16 protein-coding genes and 1 other RNA gene are annotated in these 19,029 nt (G+C 38.5%); 8 read left to right on the plus strand and 9 right to left on the minus strand.

Annotated elements, in window-relative coordinates:
• Genes A3H37_01570 through A3H37_01595 form a run of 6 tightly spaced genes read right to left on the minus strand, consistent with a single transcriptional unit; the run spans position 1 to position 6,623 of the window.
• A complete protein-coding gene (locus A3H37_01570) occupies positions 1-1,392 on the minus strand; it encodes a hypothetical protein (protein ID OGL49700.1) in 1,392 nt (463 codons plus the stop codon).
• Positions 1,389-2,894 (minus strand): UDP-N-acetylmuramoyl-L-alanyl-D-glutamate--2,6-diaminopimelate ligase, encoded by a 1,506-nt coding sequence (locus tag A3H37_01575; protein OGL49701.1) that lies wholly within the window; start codon positions 2,892-2,894, stop codon positions 1,389-1,391. Before A3H37_01575 ends, A3H37_01570 begins: the two co-directional genes overlap by 4 nt.
• Positions 2,895-2,902: 8 nt before the next feature.
• Entirely contained in the window at positions 2,903-4,732 is a 1,830-nt protein-coding gene (locus tag A3H37_01580; GenBank protein OGL49702.1) for a hypothetical protein, read from the minus strand.
• Positions 4,733-4,760: 28 nt separating this feature from the next.
• The gene (locus tag A3H37_01585) at positions 4,761-5,168 is read right to left on the minus strand and encodes a hypothetical protein (protein ID OGL49703.1); all 408 of its coding nucleotides are present in this window, start codon (positions 5,166-5,168) and stop codon (positions 4,761-4,763) included.
• A 60-nt stretch (positions 5,169-5,228) separates the two neighbouring features.
• The gene (locus A3H37_01590; GenBank protein OGL49704.1) at positions 5,229-6,164 is read right to left on the minus strand and encodes a 16S rRNA (cytosine(1402)-N(4))-methyltransferase; all 936 of its coding nucleotides are present in this window, start codon (positions 6,162-6,164) and stop codon (positions 5,229-5,231) included.
• Between the two features lie 15 nt (positions 6,165-6,179).
• Entirely contained in the window at positions 6,180-6,623 is a 444-nt protein-coding gene (locus A3H37_01595; GenBank protein ID OGL49705.1) for a division/cell wall cluster transcriptional repressor MraZ, read from the minus strand.
• A 523-nt stretch (positions 6,624-7,146) separates the two neighbouring features.
• Between A3H37_01595 and A3H37_01600 the strand changes: the two genes are divergently transcribed.
• Both A3H37_01600 and ssrA read left to right on the plus strand, forming a co-directional pair.
• On the plus strand, positions 7,147-8,175 hold the full coding sequence (locus A3H37_01600; protein ID OGL49706.1) for a pyrophosphate--fructose-6-phosphate 1-phosphotransferase: 1,029 nt from the start codon (positions 7,147-7,149) through the stop codon (positions 8,173-8,175).
• Between the two features lie 110 nt (positions 8,176-8,285).
• Positions 8,286-8,641: a transfer-messenger RNA gene (gene ssrA / locus A3H37_01605) on the plus strand.
• Positions 8,642-8,670: 29 nt separating this feature from the next.
• On the opposite strand, the gene A3H37_01610 is transcribed toward ssrA, so the two are convergent.
• Both A3H37_01610 and A3H37_01615 read right to left on the minus strand, forming a co-directional pair.
• Positions 8,671-9,177, minus strand: coding sequence for a hypothetical protein (locus A3H37_01610; GenBank protein OGL49707.1), 507 nt, complete (start codon positions 9,175-9,177; stop codon positions 8,671-8,673).
• 70 nt (positions 9,178-9,247) lie between these two features.
• Positions 9,248-10,759 (minus strand): hypothetical protein, encoded by a 1,512-nt coding sequence (locus A3H37_01615; protein ID OGL49708.1) that lies wholly within the window; start codon positions 10,757-10,759, stop codon positions 9,248-9,250.
• Here A3H37_01615 and A3H37_01620 point away from each other — a divergent pair.
• The 6 genes from A3H37_01620 (at position 10,722) to A3H37_01645 (ending at position 17,225) form a co-directional block, all read left to right on the plus strand.
• The gene (locus tag A3H37_01620; protein OGL49709.1) at positions 10,722-10,937 is read left to right on the plus strand and encodes a hypothetical protein; all 216 of its coding nucleotides are present in this window, start codon (positions 10,722-10,724) and stop codon (positions 10,935-10,937) included. The two genes, A3H37_01615 and A3H37_01620, sit on opposite strands and share 38 nt — an antisense overlap.
• Positions 10,938-11,455: 518 nt before the next feature.
• A complete protein-coding gene (locus tag A3H37_01625; GenBank protein OGL49710.1) occupies positions 11,456-12,391 on the plus strand; it encodes a hypothetical protein in 936 nt (311 codons plus the stop codon).
• Between the two features lie 109 nt (positions 12,392-12,500).
• Entirely contained in the window at positions 12,501-13,952 is a 1,452-nt protein-coding gene (locus tag A3H37_01630; GenBank protein ID OGL49711.1) for a hypothetical protein, read from the plus strand.
• 140 nt (positions 13,953-14,092) lie between these two features.
• A complete protein-coding gene (locus A3H37_01635) occupies positions 14,093-14,875 on the plus strand; it encodes a hypothetical protein (GenBank protein OGL49712.1) in 783 nt (260 codons plus the stop codon).
• A 92-nt stretch (positions 14,876-14,967) separates the two neighbouring features.
• Positions 14,968-15,819, plus strand: a complete 852-nt coding sequence (locus A3H37_01640; protein OGL49713.1) for a ferredoxin-NADP reductase — start codon at positions 14,968-14,970, stop codon at positions 15,817-15,819.
• Positions 15,816-17,225, plus strand: a complete 1,410-nt coding sequence (locus tag A3H37_01645; GenBank protein OGL49714.1) for a glutamate synthase (NADPH), homotetrameric — start codon at positions 15,816-15,818, stop codon at positions 17,223-17,225. Before A3H37_01640 ends, A3H37_01645 begins: the two co-directional genes overlap by 4 nt.
• Before the next feature lie 143 nt (positions 17,226-17,368).
• Here the strand turns inward: A3H37_01645 and A3H37_01650 are convergent, their stop codons facing one another.
• Complete coding sequence (locus A3H37_01650) at positions 17,369-18,946, minus strand: bifunctional phosphoribosylaminoimidazolecarboxamide formyltransferase/IMP cyclohydrolase (GenBank protein ID OGL49715.1); 1,578 nt, start codon at positions 18,944-18,946, stop codon at positions 17,369-17,371.
• Between the last annotated feature and the right edge of the window lie 83 nt (positions 18,947-19,029).

The following is a 19,029-nucleotide window of genomic DNA, read 5'->3' on the forward strand; positions in this document are numbered from 1 at the left end:
TCACCTGCTGATTTCATTTACTATCTCATCAAGCTTCATTCCTCTTGAGCCTTTTACAAGAATCCAGTCTCCCCGGGATAACAAGTCCTTCAATGGTGCAATAACTTCCTTAGAATTTTTAAAACTTTTTACTTTTCTCTTTTCCATCCCCTCTCTTACAGACGAAAGGGCTATAGTTTTTGCAAGCTCTCCAACTGTAAAAAGAAAGTCATAGTTGCCTTTTGCCACAATAACACCTATATCTCTGTGGCATTTCAGAGCAATCTTTCCAAGTTCAAGCATATCTCCAAGAAGGAGAATTTTTTTCCCCGCAGCAGATATCTTGGAAAAGCTATCAAGGGCTTTTGCCATAGATAAAGGATTTGCATTGTAAGAATCATTCAGAATATTTATCCCTTCAGGAGTTTTAATAACCTCAAGCCTCAGATGCACCCCTTTGTAGGACTCAAGACCCCTCTTTATCTCCCCTTGGGTAACACCAAAATGGTATGAGCATGCAGAGGCAGCAAGCGCATTATATACATTATGCTCACCAATAACAGGGAGACAGATTCTCTGTTTCTTCTTGCCAATGCATAGAGTGAATTTGATTTCCAATCCTCTTTCATCAATCCTATCTGCCCTGACATCATTCTCATAAGCCTTACCAAAAAATATTTTCCTTCCCCTGAAACGGCTAACTGCCTTTACTAAGTTTGGGTCATCTCCATTAATGATAGCCACTCCGCTGACAGGGAGTGAATAAATAAGCTCAGCTTTTTCTTTTGCAATATCCTTGATGCTTCTGAAATTCTCTGCGTGTGCAAGTCCAACATTTGTAATAACCCCAACCGTAGGCATTGCTATTTTGCAGAGTCCCTTAATCTCTCCTGCTCTGCTCATCCCTAGTTCAAAAACACCAATCTGATGTCTTTTATCAAGATGCAGAAGACTGAGAGGCAACCCTATATGATTATTAAAATTGCCCGGGTTTTTAATGGTTTTGAATTTACGGCTCAATATTTTATCAGTCATCTCTTTAACAGTGGTTTTTCCGTTGCTTCCGGTAATTCCAATAAGAGGCATTGAAGTCTTTTTCCTGTAAAATACTGCAATATTCTGAAGTGCTTTCAGGGTATCATTTACCTCAATAAAAACAGTTTTGGAAAATGACTTAATCAGTTTATCTAAAAAAAATTTTTCAGAATAAATAACTCCTTTAGCTCCGCGCTTCAGAGAATCAGAAATAAACGAGTGTCCGTCAAACTTCTCACCCTTTATCGCAATAAAAAGCTCGCCGCTTTTTATTGCCCTTGAATCTATTGAAATGCCTCTGAAAGATTCAGCCTTTTTCCCTGACCTGAGCAATCCCCTTGTCCCTTCAAGTATGTCAGAGAGATGGAACCTCTTCATTGCACCTTTATCTCTTCAAGTTTTTCCATAATCACTTCTCTGTCATCAAAATGGATTATCTTTTCACCAAGAATCTGATAGTTTTCATGCCCCTTCCCTGCAATAATAACGAGGTCATTTGGTTTCGCTGCTTCCAGAGCCTTAAAAATTGCCTTTTTTCTGTCAGGAACTATTCTGACTTTACCGTTGTTTTTTTCTCCATTTATCCCGGCTTTGATATCATCAATTATCTTAAGAGGGTCTTCACGCCTTGGATTGTCTGAGGTGATAAAAACTATATCACTCAGCTCAGAAGCAATTTTTCCCATTACAGGCCTTTTGCTTTTGTCTCTGTTCCCGCCACATCCAAAAACAGTTATGACATATCCCCCTGAAATCTTCTTTGCCTCTATTAAGCATCTGAGCAAAGCATCAGGAGTATGGGCATAATCAACTATGACATCAAAGCCGCCTTTCCATTCAACGCGCTGAAATCTTCCCGGAACAGATTTTAACGATTCTATCCCTTTTTTAATTTCATCCTTCCTGACGCCAAGATAATAGGCAGTTGCTGCAGAGGCTAAAATATTATATATGTTGAACTCACCTATTAAAGGAGAAAAGACTTCTATCTCATCATCAGGGAATAAAATTCTGCTTCTGATTCCGTTAAAATCACCTTTTAAATCAACGGCTCTTACATCCACCCCCGGCTTAAGCCCGTATGTTATTGCTCTGACAGAAACCGCGTCTTTAATTTCGCAAGCCATCAGGTCATCAGCATTGATTACTGCAAAGGGTTGCAGCTTATCATCCGGAACTGCATCCAGCATTTTGAAAAGCCTTTTCTTTGATTCAAGATAATTTTTCATATTCCCGTGAAAATCCAGATGTTCCTGTGAAAGATTTGTATAAACTGCTGCAGTAAAATTGCATCCAAGAACTCTATCAAGTTCCAAAGAATGTGAAGATACTTCCATAACCGCAAATTCACTTTTGGATTCTAACATCTCTTTTAAAATTCTCTGAAGGTCAAGGGATTCCGGAGTTGTTTTTGAAGATGCCACAATCCTGTCTCCAATATGATAACTTATAGTTCCAATCAGTCCTGTCCTTTTTCCGTCTTGACTGAGAATTGATTCAATGAGATATGAAGTGGTTGTCTTGCCGTTTGTCCCTGTTATGCCTATGAGCCCAAGGCTTTTGCTTGGAAATCCATAGAATTTATTTGCAACAAGCGCGAGAGCTTTTCTTGAATCCGGAACTGCTACTGCAGTGACTGACCCATTCTGTATTACTGTATTGATGTCAGAAAAGCCTCTATTTACAACAACTGCCTTTGCCCCGCTCTTTACTGCATCGCCTATAAAAAGATGCCCGTCATCAACCATCCCTTTGACAGCAACAAAAACTGAACCCTCTTTAACCTTTCTTGAGTCATATTCAACACCTGAAATATCAACATATTCATTCCCATAAATACTTTTTTCAGAAAGAATTTCTATAAGTTCCTTTAATAGCATTTTGTTTGTTACAGATTTCTGTTTCTAACTGGTAAATTTTTACCGTTGGATTTTTTTGTTTTTTCCAATTTAGAAAAAACCAAACCATCCGGAAGCCTGTTCTCTGCCTCAACAATCATTGGAATAGCTGGGGTTTCTTCTCCTTGTTTTATGTTTAAATATCTCATAATCCTATCCGCCATTCTTGAAAAAGCAGGAGCTGCAATTATACCGCCGTAGTGTGCAGTTGAAGGTTCATCTATTGTCACAAGTATTGTCACCGCAGGTTTGTCAGCAGGAAGATATCCCACAAAGGATGAAACATATTTATTGCTCAGATATCCTCCGCCTCCCCTTTTTGCTTTTTGTGCGGTTCCGGTTTTGCCTGCAACCTGAAACCCCTTGACTTTGGCGAGATTGCCTGTGCCTTCTTCACTCACAACCCCTTTTAAAATGCTGCTTAAAATCTTTGCTGTTTTTTCTGAAACTACTCTTCTTTTTATCTCAGGATTGAATTCCTTTATTATATTTTTTTCACTGTCTTCTATTCTTAAAGCTATCCTCGGCTTATAAAGAATTCCCCCGTTTGCAATTACAGAGTATATTAATGCAAGCTGAAGCGGAGTCACCGAAACCTCCTGTCCTATGGGAATTGCGCCAATGGATGTTCCTGACCATTTTTCAGGACTTCTCATAATCCCTGGTGATTCTCCGTAAAGCCCGATTCCGGTTCGCTGGCCAACACCAAAAAGAGAGATGTATTTATAAAGCTGTGAAGGACCTAACATCATTCCAAGCTTTATTGTCCCAACATTGCTTGATTTCTGAATGACCTGTTCAAAGGTAAGCTTTCCGTATTTGTGAACATCTCTTATCCTTTTATTTGCCACCTGGATAAATCCGTTTGAGCAGTCAAGGACTGTATCAGGTTTTGCAACTGACTCCTCAAGGGCAGCGCAGGCTGTTATCACCTTAAATGTTGAGCCGGGTTCGTAAGGGTCGCTTATTACCTTGTTTCTCCTGTCTGAAGGAGAATACTGGTTAATTTGGTTCGCATTGAATTTTGGCATTGATGCCATTGCAAGAATATCACCATTCATTGGGTTCATCACAACAGCGCACCCTCCTGAAGCTTTGACTTTCTCAACCCTCTTTTCAAGCTCTGACTGCACGATATACTGGATGTTCTCATCAATTGTCAGAACTATGTTCTTTCCTTCAGACCTTGGCTTTTCAAAAACATAAACAGACCTTCCCTTGGCATCCTTTTCTGTGACAACCCTAATTCCTGACTCACCCTTGATGAATTTTTCAAAAAGTCTTTCAATCCCTTCAAGGCCATCATTGTCAATGCCTGTGAATCCTATAAATTGGCTTGCGAGTTCTTCCTTAGGATAAAATCTCTGGCTCTCCTTGACAAAATCTACACCTTTAGGTTTTACCCTCTCTAATCTCTTGAACTCATCATCTGTTATTTTTCTTTTAATCCATGCAAAAGTTTTTTTATCATTACGCATTGAATTCAACCTGCTCTCAAGAGACTTCCTGTTTACACCAAGCAACTGTGAAATGACCTCAGCAACCTTTTGCGGGTTTTTTATTTTTAATGGATTTGCGTAAACTGAATTTACATCTATGCTTACGGCCAAGCTTCTGTAATTGCGGTCAAATACTATTCCTCTCACAGGATTGATTACTATTTTTTGAGTTGTCTGTTTATCTGCCCGCTCTTTTAATATCTTGTGCTCTATTATCTGGAGGTAAAAATCCCTTAGAAAAGCGCATAGGTATAAAACTGAGAGAAAAGAAAAAACAATAAATATTCTTTTTTTTATGTTTTCAGTATTACCGTTAGTCATTGTTCACTCTGTTAGTATTATTACCATTCTATTTATCTTCTATGAGCCTCTCCCCTAAGGAGACATCAAAAAAAAGCTTCATGGGGTCAGGAGATGAAGAAACTATCACCTTTACCTGTTCAGACTCCGGTGATTTCAGGTTTAAGATTGAGACAGCTTCTTTCTCTATTCTGCTGAGCGATGAAAGAGTTGATATCTCAAACTTAAGCTTTTTATTATTGAAATTTAGCTCCTTCAGATTACGCCTCAGCTGATGAATTTCATAAGTGAGTTTCATGATATATATCTCCTCCCATACCATGAAAAATATGCCGCTGAAAAAAACCAGAACAGTAAGCAGGTATATAAAAAACCTCCTGAGTTTCTTAATGCCTTCCTGCCTGAGAACAATATTTCCGCCAAGAAAAACACTGGTGTTTGAAAGTGTCTTAGCCACTGGAATTCTCCCTCACTCTTTCTATCCCTTTCAGTACCAAGTTATTAGCAGGCATTTGCCTTATATCCTTTCTCCTGCCCTGAGCTTTGCGCTTCTTGCCCTTGGATTTTGCGCAATCTCTGATTCAGAAGCACGGACAGGTTTTTTGTTAATAATCTTCAAAACGGGTCTTACATTGCATCTGCACTCAGGAAATCTTGGAGGGCAGATACAGCCCTTTGCCTTTTTATTGAAAACTTCTTTCACAATCCTGTCCTCTAATGAATGGTAGGAGATGACGCAAATCCTTCCTCCGGAACTTAATTTTGAGATTGCAGATGTTAATGCAGGAGTCAGGATTTCCAGTTCTTCATTAACCTTTATTCTTAAGGCTTGGAAAGTTTTTGTAGCAGGGTGGATTTTACCGGGCCAGTTGGATTTAGGAATGATATTTGAAATGATTTCTGCTAACTCGGTAGTAGTTAATATATTTTTTTCAGATCTTACCTTAACTATAACCCTCGCAATCCTGCCTGCCCACTTTTCCTCTCCAAAACTTCTTATTACATTTTCAAGCTCCTTCTGAGGTAAACTGTTTATTAAATCAAAAGCTGTTGTCTTTTTTCTTATGTCCATTCTCATATCAAGAGGTCCTGCCTTTCTGAAGCTGAACCCTCTTGACTGTTCATCTATCTGATAGCCTGAAACGCCAAGGTCAAAAAGAATGCCATCAATCTCTCTGATATTTTCTCTTTCAAGTATTCCTTCAATATCCCTGAAATTTCCTTTTAATACCCTGAATCCTGCGCCAAACTCTTTTAATCTTTCCGAAGCAACCCTGATTGCCTCTTCATCCTGGTCAATACCAATCACAACGCTTGCAGGGTCTGTTACCTTTAAAATCTCCTCGCTATGCCCGCCTCCCCCGAGAGTACAATCAACATAAATCCCTTTTCTGTCACATCTTAAAGATTCTAAAACTTCCTCTGCAAGAACAGGAGTATGAAATGAGTTCATAAACCATGGCTCAATTTATAGCCCTATCCTCTCAAGCTTCTCTTTTATATTCTTAAAAACGTCGGGCATATCTTTGTTATATTCCTCCCATACCTTCTTGTCCCATATTTCAAATGTGTCAGAGTTGCCGGTAATAAACACATCCTTTTCAAGATGGGCATGTTCTCTCAGCATTGGAGGAATAAGAATTCTTCCTGTCTTGTCAAGGGCGCATTTTTCAGCAAAGGAAAGCAGGTATCTTCTTGCTTTCTTCTGGTCTTCATCAAGGTTTGAAAGCTGCTTGAGTTTTTCCACCAGAACATTCCACTCTGCTAAAGGATATGCAACAAGACACTTGTCAGGATCGCGGGTCAGCACCACCTCTTCAGAATATTTTTCTCTTAATACTTCTCTGAATTTAGAAGGAATGCTGACTCTCCCCTTTGCATCAATCGTATGATTAAATGTTCCCTGAAACATAAGGAAATATCAATCCCCACTTTATCCCACTTTATGGGTACAATTTACCCCCGAGTATACCTTTTGTCAAGAGAAAAACAGAATATTTTCCATATCTATTTTTTATTTTATTATTAAAACGTTATGACAAGTTAAACAGGCAGGCTATATTGTGCTAAAAAAACAATCTTACACTTTATATAGCGTGTGTATTTTTTTGCGAAGACAGGAAATTTAAAAGGGATGTAGAAAAAACAGAGGAAAAGTGAACCGTTGTCAACTGGTCCCTGCCTGCCGGCAAGCAGGTAAAGACCAGTTTCTATATCTATCTAAAAACAGTGATTTGAGAAACCCTATGTTTAAAACAAAGAAAAACATATAATTTTTGCAATTAGTATTTTGTTTTTTTTAAATCTATGAAGAAAAAATTTTTATTTTTCTAAGGACAGAAGAAAAACTGTTTTGACAAAAAAGATATGCTGATATATAAAATATCAAGAAAGTTTTTTTAATGTATTGACAAAAAGCAAGGAGACATTAAGCTATGAGAATCGGAGTACTAACAGGAGGAGGAGACTGTCCGGGGCTTAATGCAGCAATAAGGGCAATTGTCAGAAGGTCAAGCTCATACGGATATGAAGTTCTGGGGATAAAAAAAGGATGGCACGGTCTTATTTACGGAGAGACTGAACCCCTCACAAATTTTTCAGTATCAGGAATACTTCATGTTGGAGGAACAATCATCGGAACATCAAGGACAAACCCGTTTAAGAAAGAAGAACATCTGCAGAGATTAATGGAGAATTATAGAAAATTTGGAATCGATGCCTTAATTGCTATTGGAGGAGAAGATACCCTTGGGGTTGCCAATCGGCTTTCTCAGATAGGACTAAAAGTGCTTGGAGTTCCAAAAACAATCGACAATGATGTTGACGGAACAGATTTTACTTTTGGCTTTGATACAGCAGTAAGCATTGTTACAGAAGCAATTGACCGGCTCCATTCAACCGCAGAAGCCCATGACCGCATAATGGTAGTTGAGGTCATGGGCAGGCATGCCGGCTGGATTGCTACCTTTGGAGGGATTGCAGGAGGAGCAGATATAATTCTCATCCCCGAGGTCCCATTTGATATTGATGAGGTTTGCAATATGCTGAGGAAACGCCACAGCAGGGGAAAAAACTTCAGCATTGTGGTTGTTGCAGAAGGCTCAAAACCAAAGGAACTCGATAGACCGGTTACAACAAGCGATCAGAGGGATGATTTCGGACATATTAAGCTCGGCGGCATAGGAAGTTTTCTTGCTTCAGAGATTGAAAAAAGGACCGGTTATGACACAAGGGTAACTGTTCTTGGCCATATTCAGAGGGGAGGCACGCCAACAGCTTATGACAGAGTCCTTGCAACTAGGTTTGGAGTTGCCGCAGTGGATTTGGTTAAAGACGGAATTTTCGGAAAAATGATGGCATTTCACTGCAACAAAATTGTGACAGTTGACCTTGCAGAGGCAGTTGGTAAACTTAAAACCCTTGATATGGAAATCTACGAAATCGCAAAAGTTTTCTTTGGCTAAAAAGGTAAAAGTTCAGAGTTTGACGTTGGATGAAGTGAATAGTTAACTAAGTTAGAACTTGAAATATTAAAAGCTAATAGCTATAAGCTATAAGTAACACAAAGTGTTCTGGGGGCGAATTGGATTCGACGGGGATAAGTGAGGTTTGACGGAGCATGCCGAGGTCCCAGTGGCTCGTAAAACAGCTGGAAATAAAAATAAACGCAGACAATTACGCTCTGCCCTTAGCTGCCTAAGAACAGCTAATCCTGGTTAGGTTCTCGCCTGTGGGATTTAATCGGGACCATTTAGCAGGCTGGTCTTTTTCTCATCGCTTGATGGGAAAAAGACAAGAAAAATTCAAGCTGGTTCTCTGAAAATCCTGCCTCCGGGAGATTCAGGGGATGAGATTAAAACAGAGGATAAGCATGTAGCGCCTTAAGCATCATATCTTCGGACAGGGGTTCGATTCCCCTCGCCTCCACTAAGATTTTATTATATAAAAATAATTCTATTTCACATTCTGTCATATTTTTCCACAACCCGTCCAGTGATATCAACAGAAGGAGAAAGATAAATAAGAGTTTCTTTTTCCAAAATTATTGTATAATTTTCGCTCTTTGCTACATCCTCAACTATATTTATTATCTCGCTCAGTATTCTCTGGTTTACCTGCGAATTCTTTTCCCCCATCTCTTCTTCAAACTCCTCTCTGTCTCTCTGGTATTTTTTCAGTTTCTGATTAAAATCCTCTTCTTTTTTCTCCTTTGTCTCATTGCTCCATATTGATACCTTATCAAGAATTTCTTTTTTAAGCATTTCCAATTCTTTGTCCGCAGATTCAATCTTTTTTCTTTTTTCCTCAAATTCCTCTTTAAGTTCCTTCAAAGACTGCTTTCCCTTTTTTGATTCAAGCATAATTTTCTGTATATCAACAACTCCGATTTTAAAATTTTCTCCATAAGAACTTGAGGCATATAAAGAAAACAGCATCAGACTAATTACAGAAAAAAATATTTTCATATAAAAATGCTTTTATTTTAGGTTAGTTGCGAGTTTGTCTGGATATAGGAGAATTTCTGATAAGCTTTAATCAGTATAATATATTCTTTTGCGACTCTACTAACTGAGACCTCTTCCTTACGTCAGAGACAATACTATTCAAATCGATGCTTAACTGATTGCACTCGACAATCGCAGCTATCTGAGCTGCAAGGCTTGCCAACATTGCAACTTCTTCCTGCTTAATCGGATTGGAAGAAAAGTATTTGTCAGCAACAATATATCCCAGCGCCCCATTTTTTCCTATTATAGGAACTGAGACAAACTGCTCAGCAGCTATATCCTTCAATATCTCATTGCATATTATCCCATTCATTTCATCTTTTGACCTGATAAACAGTATCTCAGGTTTTCCCTGAGAAAGCTGGTAGGAGACAATAGAGCCTTTTTCTCCAAGCGTTTTTTTCATAACTATTTTCTGATATCTTGTCATTAAGGCTTCTATTTTGTTCAAATCCTGAGCCCAGCTGAAAACTTTTATTATCTTCTTTCTTTCCGGATCCAAGAAGTGAAGTGACGACCTCTCAAAACCTATCATATTAATTAGCTTGCTTGCTGTTTCCCATATATCCTCAGGTTTTTTTGCAACATTCAGCTTTGAAGTCAGGTCAAAATACTTGACTTCCAGGGGAATATTCTCATCACCATTGCCAACAATGCGGTATTTGAGCAGTTTAAGATACTCTTTATACCCCAGTTTGCTGAAAGCCAAATATGACACTACTGAGAATACCAAAACAACCAGCCCAAACTGTTTTCCGCTGTCAAATGTCAGATAAAGCGCTAAAAAGGAAAAAAGTACCGAAAAAGAGTAAAGTATTATGACAACCCTTCTGTGAGAAAAACCCATTTCAAGCAGTTTGTGATGTATATGTTCTTTATCTCCCTGAAATATGCTTGTATTTTTTAACACTCTTCTTATTATGGATAATCCTGTATCAATTGCAGGAAGACCCATTAAAATTATTGGAATCATTATAGAACTTATCGTGGCAGTCTTCATTGCTCCAACCAGAGAAATACCTCCGAGCATATATCCCAGAAATAAAGACCCCGTATCTCCGAGAAATATCTTTGCAGGATTAAAATTGAAACGCAAAAATCCAAGTGTTGCCCCTGCAAGGGCAACACACATAAATGAAAGTATCTGGCTATTATAAGAAATTATACCTAGTGAAAGAAAAGAAATAGAAGAAATACCGGTTGCGAGTCCATCAAGCCCGTCAATAAGATTCATTGCATTAGTAAAAGAAAGCATCCAGAGGAGTGTCATAAAAAAAGAAATTATATCTGTCGTTGTACCTGACTCAAGATGGCTTAACAGGAAGTCAAATCTTATTCCACAAACCCATATAATCGATGCAGCTAATGCCTGAACCATAAACTTTCCCCATGGGCTTACACCTTTTATGTCATCAAAAACACCAAGAACCAGTATAATCAATCCCGAAAAGAAAAGGATTAAAGGTTGTTTTGAAAGACCATGCATTTCAATAGACTCAAGCTTGAAGATAAAAAATAAAGAAACTATAGAGGCAATCATTGAAAGGACTATTGCAATACCCCCCAGTAAAGGCATAGGACTTTCATGTACAGTTATGTGGTTCGGCTTTTTGACTATATTGAATCTTAAGGAAACCAGTTTGATAAAAGGAGTCGCTATAAGGCAAAAGATGATTGAAGAAGCAAAGATATATATATTGAATAATAGCATTCTTTAAAATCTCCCAAAATTATAATTATAAACAAGAAAATAAAATTTATGAGCTGATGTTATAATGCTTGGTATAATTATAAATTCTTCCAGAATTGACTTAATTATATTCAACAAAAGCTTTTTGTCAAACAAATTTATTTTATTTTTATATTATCAAATGATTTGGTATTTGAAATTTGATATTTAATATTCTTGTTATCTTTTCATAAGGGATTCCTCTATGAGACCTGTTTACATGATTTCAGGCGGTGTAAGTAAGTTTACAATGGACAACCTGCTACTTTGGCAGTGAGGAATTTTTAAAAGAAACACCCCTTCCCTCTGTTTACTTTGTTCCCGTCTTTGATAAGAAAAAAGTTGAAATATTAAATATAGTGTTATAATGTAATCAATTCAGAATTAGTTTTTTTATTAACATCTTTTATATGAACTGCAACATATTGAGTTTATTACAATAAAATCATTTAAAATGAATTGTTCTACACCAATAATTCTAAACAGAAACCCATCAAAGACAGGATAATGGAAACTGCTCAAACTACAAAAATTCTGATAGTTGAAGATGAAGAATTGCAGAAAAACGTGCTTGTAAGTCTGCTTCAAAGCGACGGACACGAAGTCGTTACCGCAACAAATGGCATTGATGCAATAAAAATAATAGAGAAAGACAACTTTGAAATAATCATAACCGACATTATAATGCCCGGTGCTGACGGGATTGAGGTTTTGAGAACATCAAAAAGAATTGACCCTGATTGTGATGTAATTATAATTACAGCCTATGCCACTGTAGAAGGGGCTATCGAGTGCATGAAGCTTGGAGCTTATGACTACATAACAAAACCATTTAATCTTGACCACATAAAAATTGTCATAGCAAAAACCATCGAAAAAAGAAAGCTGATGAAAAGTGCCGCAGAAGGGGAATATTATAAACAGCTTTCAAGAATTGATGGTCTTACACATCTTTATAATCATCGTTTCTTTCATCAGTTGCTGGAATCAGAAATCGCCAGAGCCAGAAGATATGAGCATCCTCTGTCTCTTCTTATGGTAGATATTGATAACTTCAAGATTCTAAATGACACAAAAGGGCATCAAAGCGGAGATACGATTTTACAGGAAGTTTCTGTAACGCTCAAGCAGGTAAGCAGAAATTGTGACCTCATTGCAAGGTATGGAGGAGATGAGTTTGCCATAATAATCCCTGAAACAGACAAGATGAATGCAGCAACAATCGGTTATAGAATAAAAGAACTGATAGAAACAAAAAAGTTTTTCACCCGCGAAATAGCAAAACAGAGCAAAATAACAATAAGCGGAGGAATTGCTGCTTTCCCTTTTGATGCAAAAAACAGAACAGATTTGATAGAAAGGGCAGACAAAGCTCTCTACAAAGCCAAAACTCTTGGAAGAAACCAGATCTGCATCTATTCTGAGCAATCAGAAGCAAGCTGAGAATGGAAACGTTTCAGATTCACCAGCCGTAGTTTTTTGCCTGAGAATAAAATCCCCAGATGAATTCTTGAATTGCAAAGTTGAAATAAATTTTGTATAGAAAGAAAGCATGAAGAAAAAAAATATTAATTTATTTTTCTATTTGATAATTCTTATGCCTTCCCTTATTTTCCTTCAGTGTGTAACTAATCCTGTTACAAAAGAAAAAGACTTTATCCTCATCTCCGAAGCACAGGAAATCTCTATGGGGGTAAGTGCTGACAAAGAGGTGCTTGACACCTACGGGCTATACAGCGACCAGAAGCTGCAAAATTATATTGATGAAATAGGACAAAAAGTTGCGGGTGTGAGCGACAGGAAAAATATCAAATTTTTTTTCACTGTAGTTGACAGCACTGAGATAAATGCCTTTGCCCTTCCCGGAGGATATATTTACATAACAAGAGGAATTCTTGCCCTTCTTAACAGCGAAGCGGAACTTGCAGGGGTCCTGGGACATGAAATAGGCCATGTCTGCGCCCGCCACAGCGCAAAACAAATTTCTCAGGCGATAGGATACCAGGTTCTTATGACAGGCGCTTCAATTGCTCTTCCACAGTTGAGCCAGTGGGGACAGATAAGCGATATCATCTTTGGGACAATTGAGAATGGTTTTGGAAGGCAGTATGAATTGCAGTCTGATGAACTTGGGCAGAATTATGAATTCAGAGCCGGTTATGACCCATTGCAGGCTGCGTCCTTTCTTACCACACTGAAGAAGACTGAAAAAGGAACAGGAGTATTTCATGGTCTTTTTGCAACCCATCCTGAAACAGAAAACAGGATAAAACAGGCAATCATTCACGGCAATAAACTTAAATCCACTACAACAGCACAGTTACAAATCCTCGATGACAAATACATCAGCATGCTTCAGGGACTTGTATACGGAAGAGGAGAAAAAGAAGGAATAGTCTCCGGAAACAGCTACAAAAACCGTGCATATCGCTTCGCTATCTCGCTTCCTGCAGGATGGGACAATACAATAAAAAACGGAAAACTGTTCTCAAAAGATCCTGAAAATATTCTCAACATTGAACTTGAGCAGATTAACAGAAGAGAAGGTCTTACATCTGTTCAGTTAGCGGAAAAATGGGAAGGGAAAACACATCTGAAGAGATTCCAGAATGAACCCTATTCTAAAAACGGCTTGGACGGTTACATCTGCTATTACGATGCTAAATCAGAAAAAACGCCTCTGAGACTGAAAGTTCTCTTCTTTGTTAAAAACGGCTCCGGGTTTGCACTTATATGCTATTCACCTGCAAAGGATTTCCGGTTTGCATTAGATGATTTTAACAAGACTATTTACAGCCTGAGAAATCTGTCAGATAATGAAACTGAAGGGCTTAAGGCAAAACACCTTAATATATATACTGTTAAAGAAGGGGACAATTTCAACAAAATAGCGGAGAAAGAATTAGGTGACGGAAAAAAAGCTGAAGAGCTTGCAACCCTAAATGGACTTGAGGTTAATTCGCAGCTAAGGGTCGGAAAAAAGCTTAAGCTGCCGTCATATTAGGGTTCAAGGGTTCAAGTGGAATAAGATTAGAAATTAAAAATCAAATATCAAAATTTTCAATTAAACTTTTAACTTTAGATTTGTTATTTTGATTTTTACCAGACCTCTTTAATCCTATAGAATTTAGGAGAGAAGCTAAATTGGCAAATAATAATATTTTCATCCATATCCCGTACAAAAAAATTGCAGGATACAAAACGCTAATTTTTGAGAAAAAAATAAATCTTGAAATATATTTCTCAGGTGACACACTTGATGAAGTATCTCTTAATGATATAAAGGAATTAAGCAAACAACTCTCAGTTAACGGTATCAGGACCACATTTCATTCCCCTTTTCACGATTTAAGCCCCGGAGGCTTTGATAAAAAAGTCAGGGAGGCTACTGTTTCAAGGCTGCGCCATGTTCTTGAAATTGCAGAAATCATTCATCCGGAAAATATTGTAGTCCATCCCGGATTTGACAGTTTAAGGTTTCAGGGATTTGAAAATGTTTGGTTTGAAAACAGTCTCATAACATGGAAAACGCTTCTAAAAGAGCTTCCGCACGATGATATTTTTTTTACCATAGAAAATGTTTTCGAAGAAAAACCTGACAGACTCGTTGAACTTGTTTCTGAAATAAATTCTAAAAATTTTAAAATCTGCTTTGATATTGGCCATTTTAATGTTTTTGGGAAAATTCCATTAGAGCAGTGGATTAACAGCGTAAAATCTCATCTAAAGGAAATACATATCCACGACAACAACGGAACTAATGATGACCACATAGCCCTTGGAGAAGGAGGCATAGATTTTAAAAAACTTTTTTCTCTTACAAATCATTTGCTTAATAGTTTAATTATTACAGTTGAAGCCCACTCAAGAGAGAATGCCCTTAAAAGCCTTGCCTGGATTGAAAAGAATTCTCCGGGCGCACTTTAAAACAAATTCTGTGTAATCAATCTTCTAATATTCCCTTGACAAAGAAGTCTATTTTTGTTTAAGAGGCTTTGCAATTTCACAGGGAGTATGTGATGTTTGAGATAGTTGAAAAGAAAGTCCTTTCACCGGTTGTAAATCTTTTCAGGATAAAGGCTCCGTCCATAGCTAAAAAGAGGAAAGCCGGGCAGTTTGTAATTTTTCAGATTGATGAAACAGGAGAAAGAGTCCCGCTGACAATAGCTGATTCCTCGCCAGAAGAAGGAACTGTCACTATTATCTGCCAGGCACTTGGTAAAAGCACAATAAAGCTTAATTCCCTGAACAAGGGAAACATCATTTTAAATCTTGCAGGACCACTTGGCATACCATCCCACATTGAAAATTTTGGAACATCAGTCTGCATTGGAGGTGGTGTTGGGATAGCAGTAGCATATCCCCTTGCAAAAGCCTTAAAGGAAAAAGGGAATAATGTGATTTCCATTATGGGATTTAGAAGCAGGGAGCTCCTTTTCATGGAAGAGGAACTTAAAGCTACAAGCAATGAACTCCATGTTACAACTGATGATGGAACCTATGCAAGGAAGGGACTTGTCACTGATGTGCTCAAGGAAATTCTTGAAAAGGACAGGAAAGTTGACTTTGTCCTTGCAGTAGGCCCTGTTCCAATGATGAAAGCTGTATGCAATATAACAAAAAGCTATAAGATAAAGACTATGGTAAGCCTTAATCCTGTAATGGTTGACGGAACAGGGATGTGTGGCGCATGCAGGGTAACTATTAACGGCAAAACCAAATTTGTCTGCGTTGACGGACCTGAATTTGACGGTCATCATATAGACTTTGATGAGTTGATGAAAAGGCAGAGTTTCTATAAGGAATACGAGAAGCTCTCCTATGAAAAATTCCAGCATGAAGGATGTTGCAGCGAGGCGATAAAAAAATGAGTGAGAAGATTGACCCTAAAAAGAGGATGAAAATCCCAAGGCAGAAAATGCCGGAACAGGAGCCTGAAAAAAGAAAGAAAAACTTTGAACAGGTAAACTTCGGCTTGCCTCCTGAGATTGCAAGAATAGAAGCCCAGAGATGCATTCAGTGCAAAAAACCCTTCTGTGTTGGTGGCTGCCCTGTCGGAATAGATATCCCGGGATTCATCAGGCTGATTGCAGAGGGAGATTTCATAGGTGCGGCAAGAAAGCTTAAGGAAAAAAATACCCTTCCGGCAGTATGCGGAAGGGTATGCCCGCAGGAAGAACAGTGTGAAGTACCATGTATTATCGGGAAAAAGGGAGCCCCTGTTGCAATAGGTAATCTTGAGCGCTTCGCTGCTGATTTTGAACAGGAATACGGAGAGATAAAAATCCCCGACCTTCCAAAATCTACAGGCAAAAAGGTTGCAATAGTTGGTTCAGGACCTGCAGGTCTTACAGCAGCAGGAGAACTTGTAAAGTCCGGACACAGAGTCACAATTTTTGAAGCCCTCCACAAGCCAGGAGGAGTTCTCATCTATGGAATACCTGAGTTCAGGCTCCCCAAAAAAATTCTTGAAAAGGAAATCAACTATATAAAAAGCCTCGGGGTAGAAATTGTAACAAACTATGTAGTTGGGAAAACTGAAACTCTTGATGAGCTTCTTTCTAATGGTTTTCATGCTGCGTTTCTCGGAACAGGAGCAGGACTTCCGTACTTTATGAACATTCCGGGGGAAAATTTAAACGGAGTCTATTCTGCCAATGAATACCTCACGCGTGTCAACCTCATGAAGGCATATCTTTTCCCTGATTATGACACACCGGTTTTTAGCGGGAAAAGAGTGGCTGTGGTCGGGGGGGGGAATACGGCAATGGACGCTGTGAGAACTTCAAAACGCCTTGGAGCCAAACATTCATACATTATATACCGCCGTTCAAGAAATGAGATGCCTGCAAGGGTTGAAGAAATAAAACACGCTGAGGAAGAAGGAATTGAATTTGTCCTCCTCACAAATCCAACAAAAATCATTGGAGATGAAAAGGGATGGGTTAATGGCATTGAATGTCTAAAAATGGAGCTTGGCGAGCCTGATGCTTCAGGAAGAAGGAAACCTGTTCCAATAAAGAATTCCGAATATGTCATTGATGTAGATACAGTGGTAATAGCCATTGGCAACGGTGCAAACCCGCTAATACCAATGACAACAGGCGGACTTAAAACAAACAAATACGGCTATATAGTTGCAGACCCTAAAAACTGCGCAACCAGCAAAAAGGGAGTTTTTGCAGGGGGAGATATTGTAAGAGGCGGCGCCACAGTAATCCTTGCAATGGGTGATGGTAAAACTGCAGCGTCTGCAATTAATGAATATCTGAAATAGCTTTGCAAGCTATTAAATTCTAAATTCGAAATCCCAAACAAATTCAAATGACCAAAATCCAAAATTCAAAACAGTTTTGAACATTAGAATTTTGAGTTTTGAATTTCACTCGAACCCTTGAACCCTGGAACCCTTCTACAAGCCTAATGCCTGAAATGCCTTATTCCTGTAAAGACCATAGCAATATTATATTCGTTGCAGGCATTTATAACCTCGTCATCTTTAACAGAACCCCCCGGCTGGATTACTGCTGTAATCCCTGCCTTTGCAGCCTCGTCAATCCCGTCTCTGAAAGGAAAGAAAGCATCTGAGGCAAGAACAGTTCCTTTTGTTGGAAGGTTTGCTTTCATAACAGCAATTTTTGAAGAATCAACCCTGCTCATCTGTCCAGCACCAATCCCTACTGTCTGACCTTTTCTTGCATAGACTATTGCATTTGACTTGACGTACTTGGCAACTTTCCATGCAAATTGCAGGACTTCCATTTCATCCTGTGTTGGTTTTCTCCTTGTTGGATATTTGAGGCTCATTAAGTCAATATTCTTAACATCCCTATCCTGTATCAGAACTCCACCACCTACCTTTTTAATGTCAAAACCGTTCTGAATATTATCCAGTGTTTTTACATCCATTGGAACCTGAATCAACCTTAAATTTTTCTTTGACTCAAGAATCCGAAGGGCACTATAAGAATATGACGGAGCAACTATTGCCTCCGTAAAAAGCTTTGAAACCTCCTTTGCAGTCTCTTCGTCAACCTCTCTGTTAAAGCCGACTATTCCTCCGAAGGCTGAAACCGGGTCTGTTTCTTTTGCTTTAATATAGGCATCAAGAAGAGAGGTATCAGCTATGGCAACACCGCATGGGTTTGTATGTTTTATGATTACTGCTGCACACTGGTCAAATTCAGTGGCAAGGTTTAATGCAGCATCAAGGTCAATTATATTATTAAATGAAAGTTCCTTTCCCTGCAATTGCTTCCCGCTGGAAATTACAGGAAAGAGCGGAGGCTTTGCTTCCCTGTAGAAAGCAGCATTCTGATGAGGGTTTTCCCCGTATCTTAAATCCTGAACCTTAACTAAGCTTAGTGTCAGTCTTTCAGGGTATTTTTCAGGCATTGCATTGTCAACCCTGATAGAATTAAGGTATGTTGCTATTGATGAATCATATGAGGATATCAGGGCAAAGGCCTTTCTTGCAAGGTGAAATCTTGTTGACTTGTTTAGCTCTCCGTTCCTCTCTTCTAATTCTCTTAAAACCGGATCATAATCTGCAGGGTCCACAACAACTCCGACACTTTCAAAATTCTTGCACGCAGACCTCACCATAGCAGGACCGCCAATATCTATATTCTCAATTGCCTCTTCTATGGTAAAATTCTTTCTTTCTATCACCTGCTCAAACGGATAAAGATTCACAACCACTAAATCTATCAAAGAAATCTTATGTTTTTCAACCTGCTCCTGATGAGTCTTTTCCTTTCTTCTTGCAAGTATTCCGCCGTGGACAAAGGGATGCAAAGTCTTTACCCTTCCATCAAGCATTTCAGGAAAACCTGTTAGTTCTGCAACTTCAATCGCAGGAATATTATTATCGCGCAAAAGTTTTGCTGTTCCTCCTGTTGAAACAATTTCAACATTGAAAGACTTGAGTCCTTTTGCAAACTCAACAATTCCTGTTTTATCAGAAACACTTATCAATGCCCGTTTTATCTTTACCATATCATTCTCCTGCTGAAATAATTTATCCCCTCCCTTTTGCTGATGGTTTTATAATTGAAGCAAAATTTTTCGTCAAACAAAAA

Source organism: Candidatus Schekmanbacteria bacterium RIFCSPLOWO2_02_FULL_38_14 (assembly GCA_001790855.1).
In the GTDB taxonomy this organism is placed as follows: Bacteria; Schekmanbacteria; GWA2-38-11; order GWA2-38-11; family GWA2-38-11; genus 2-02-FULL-38-14-A.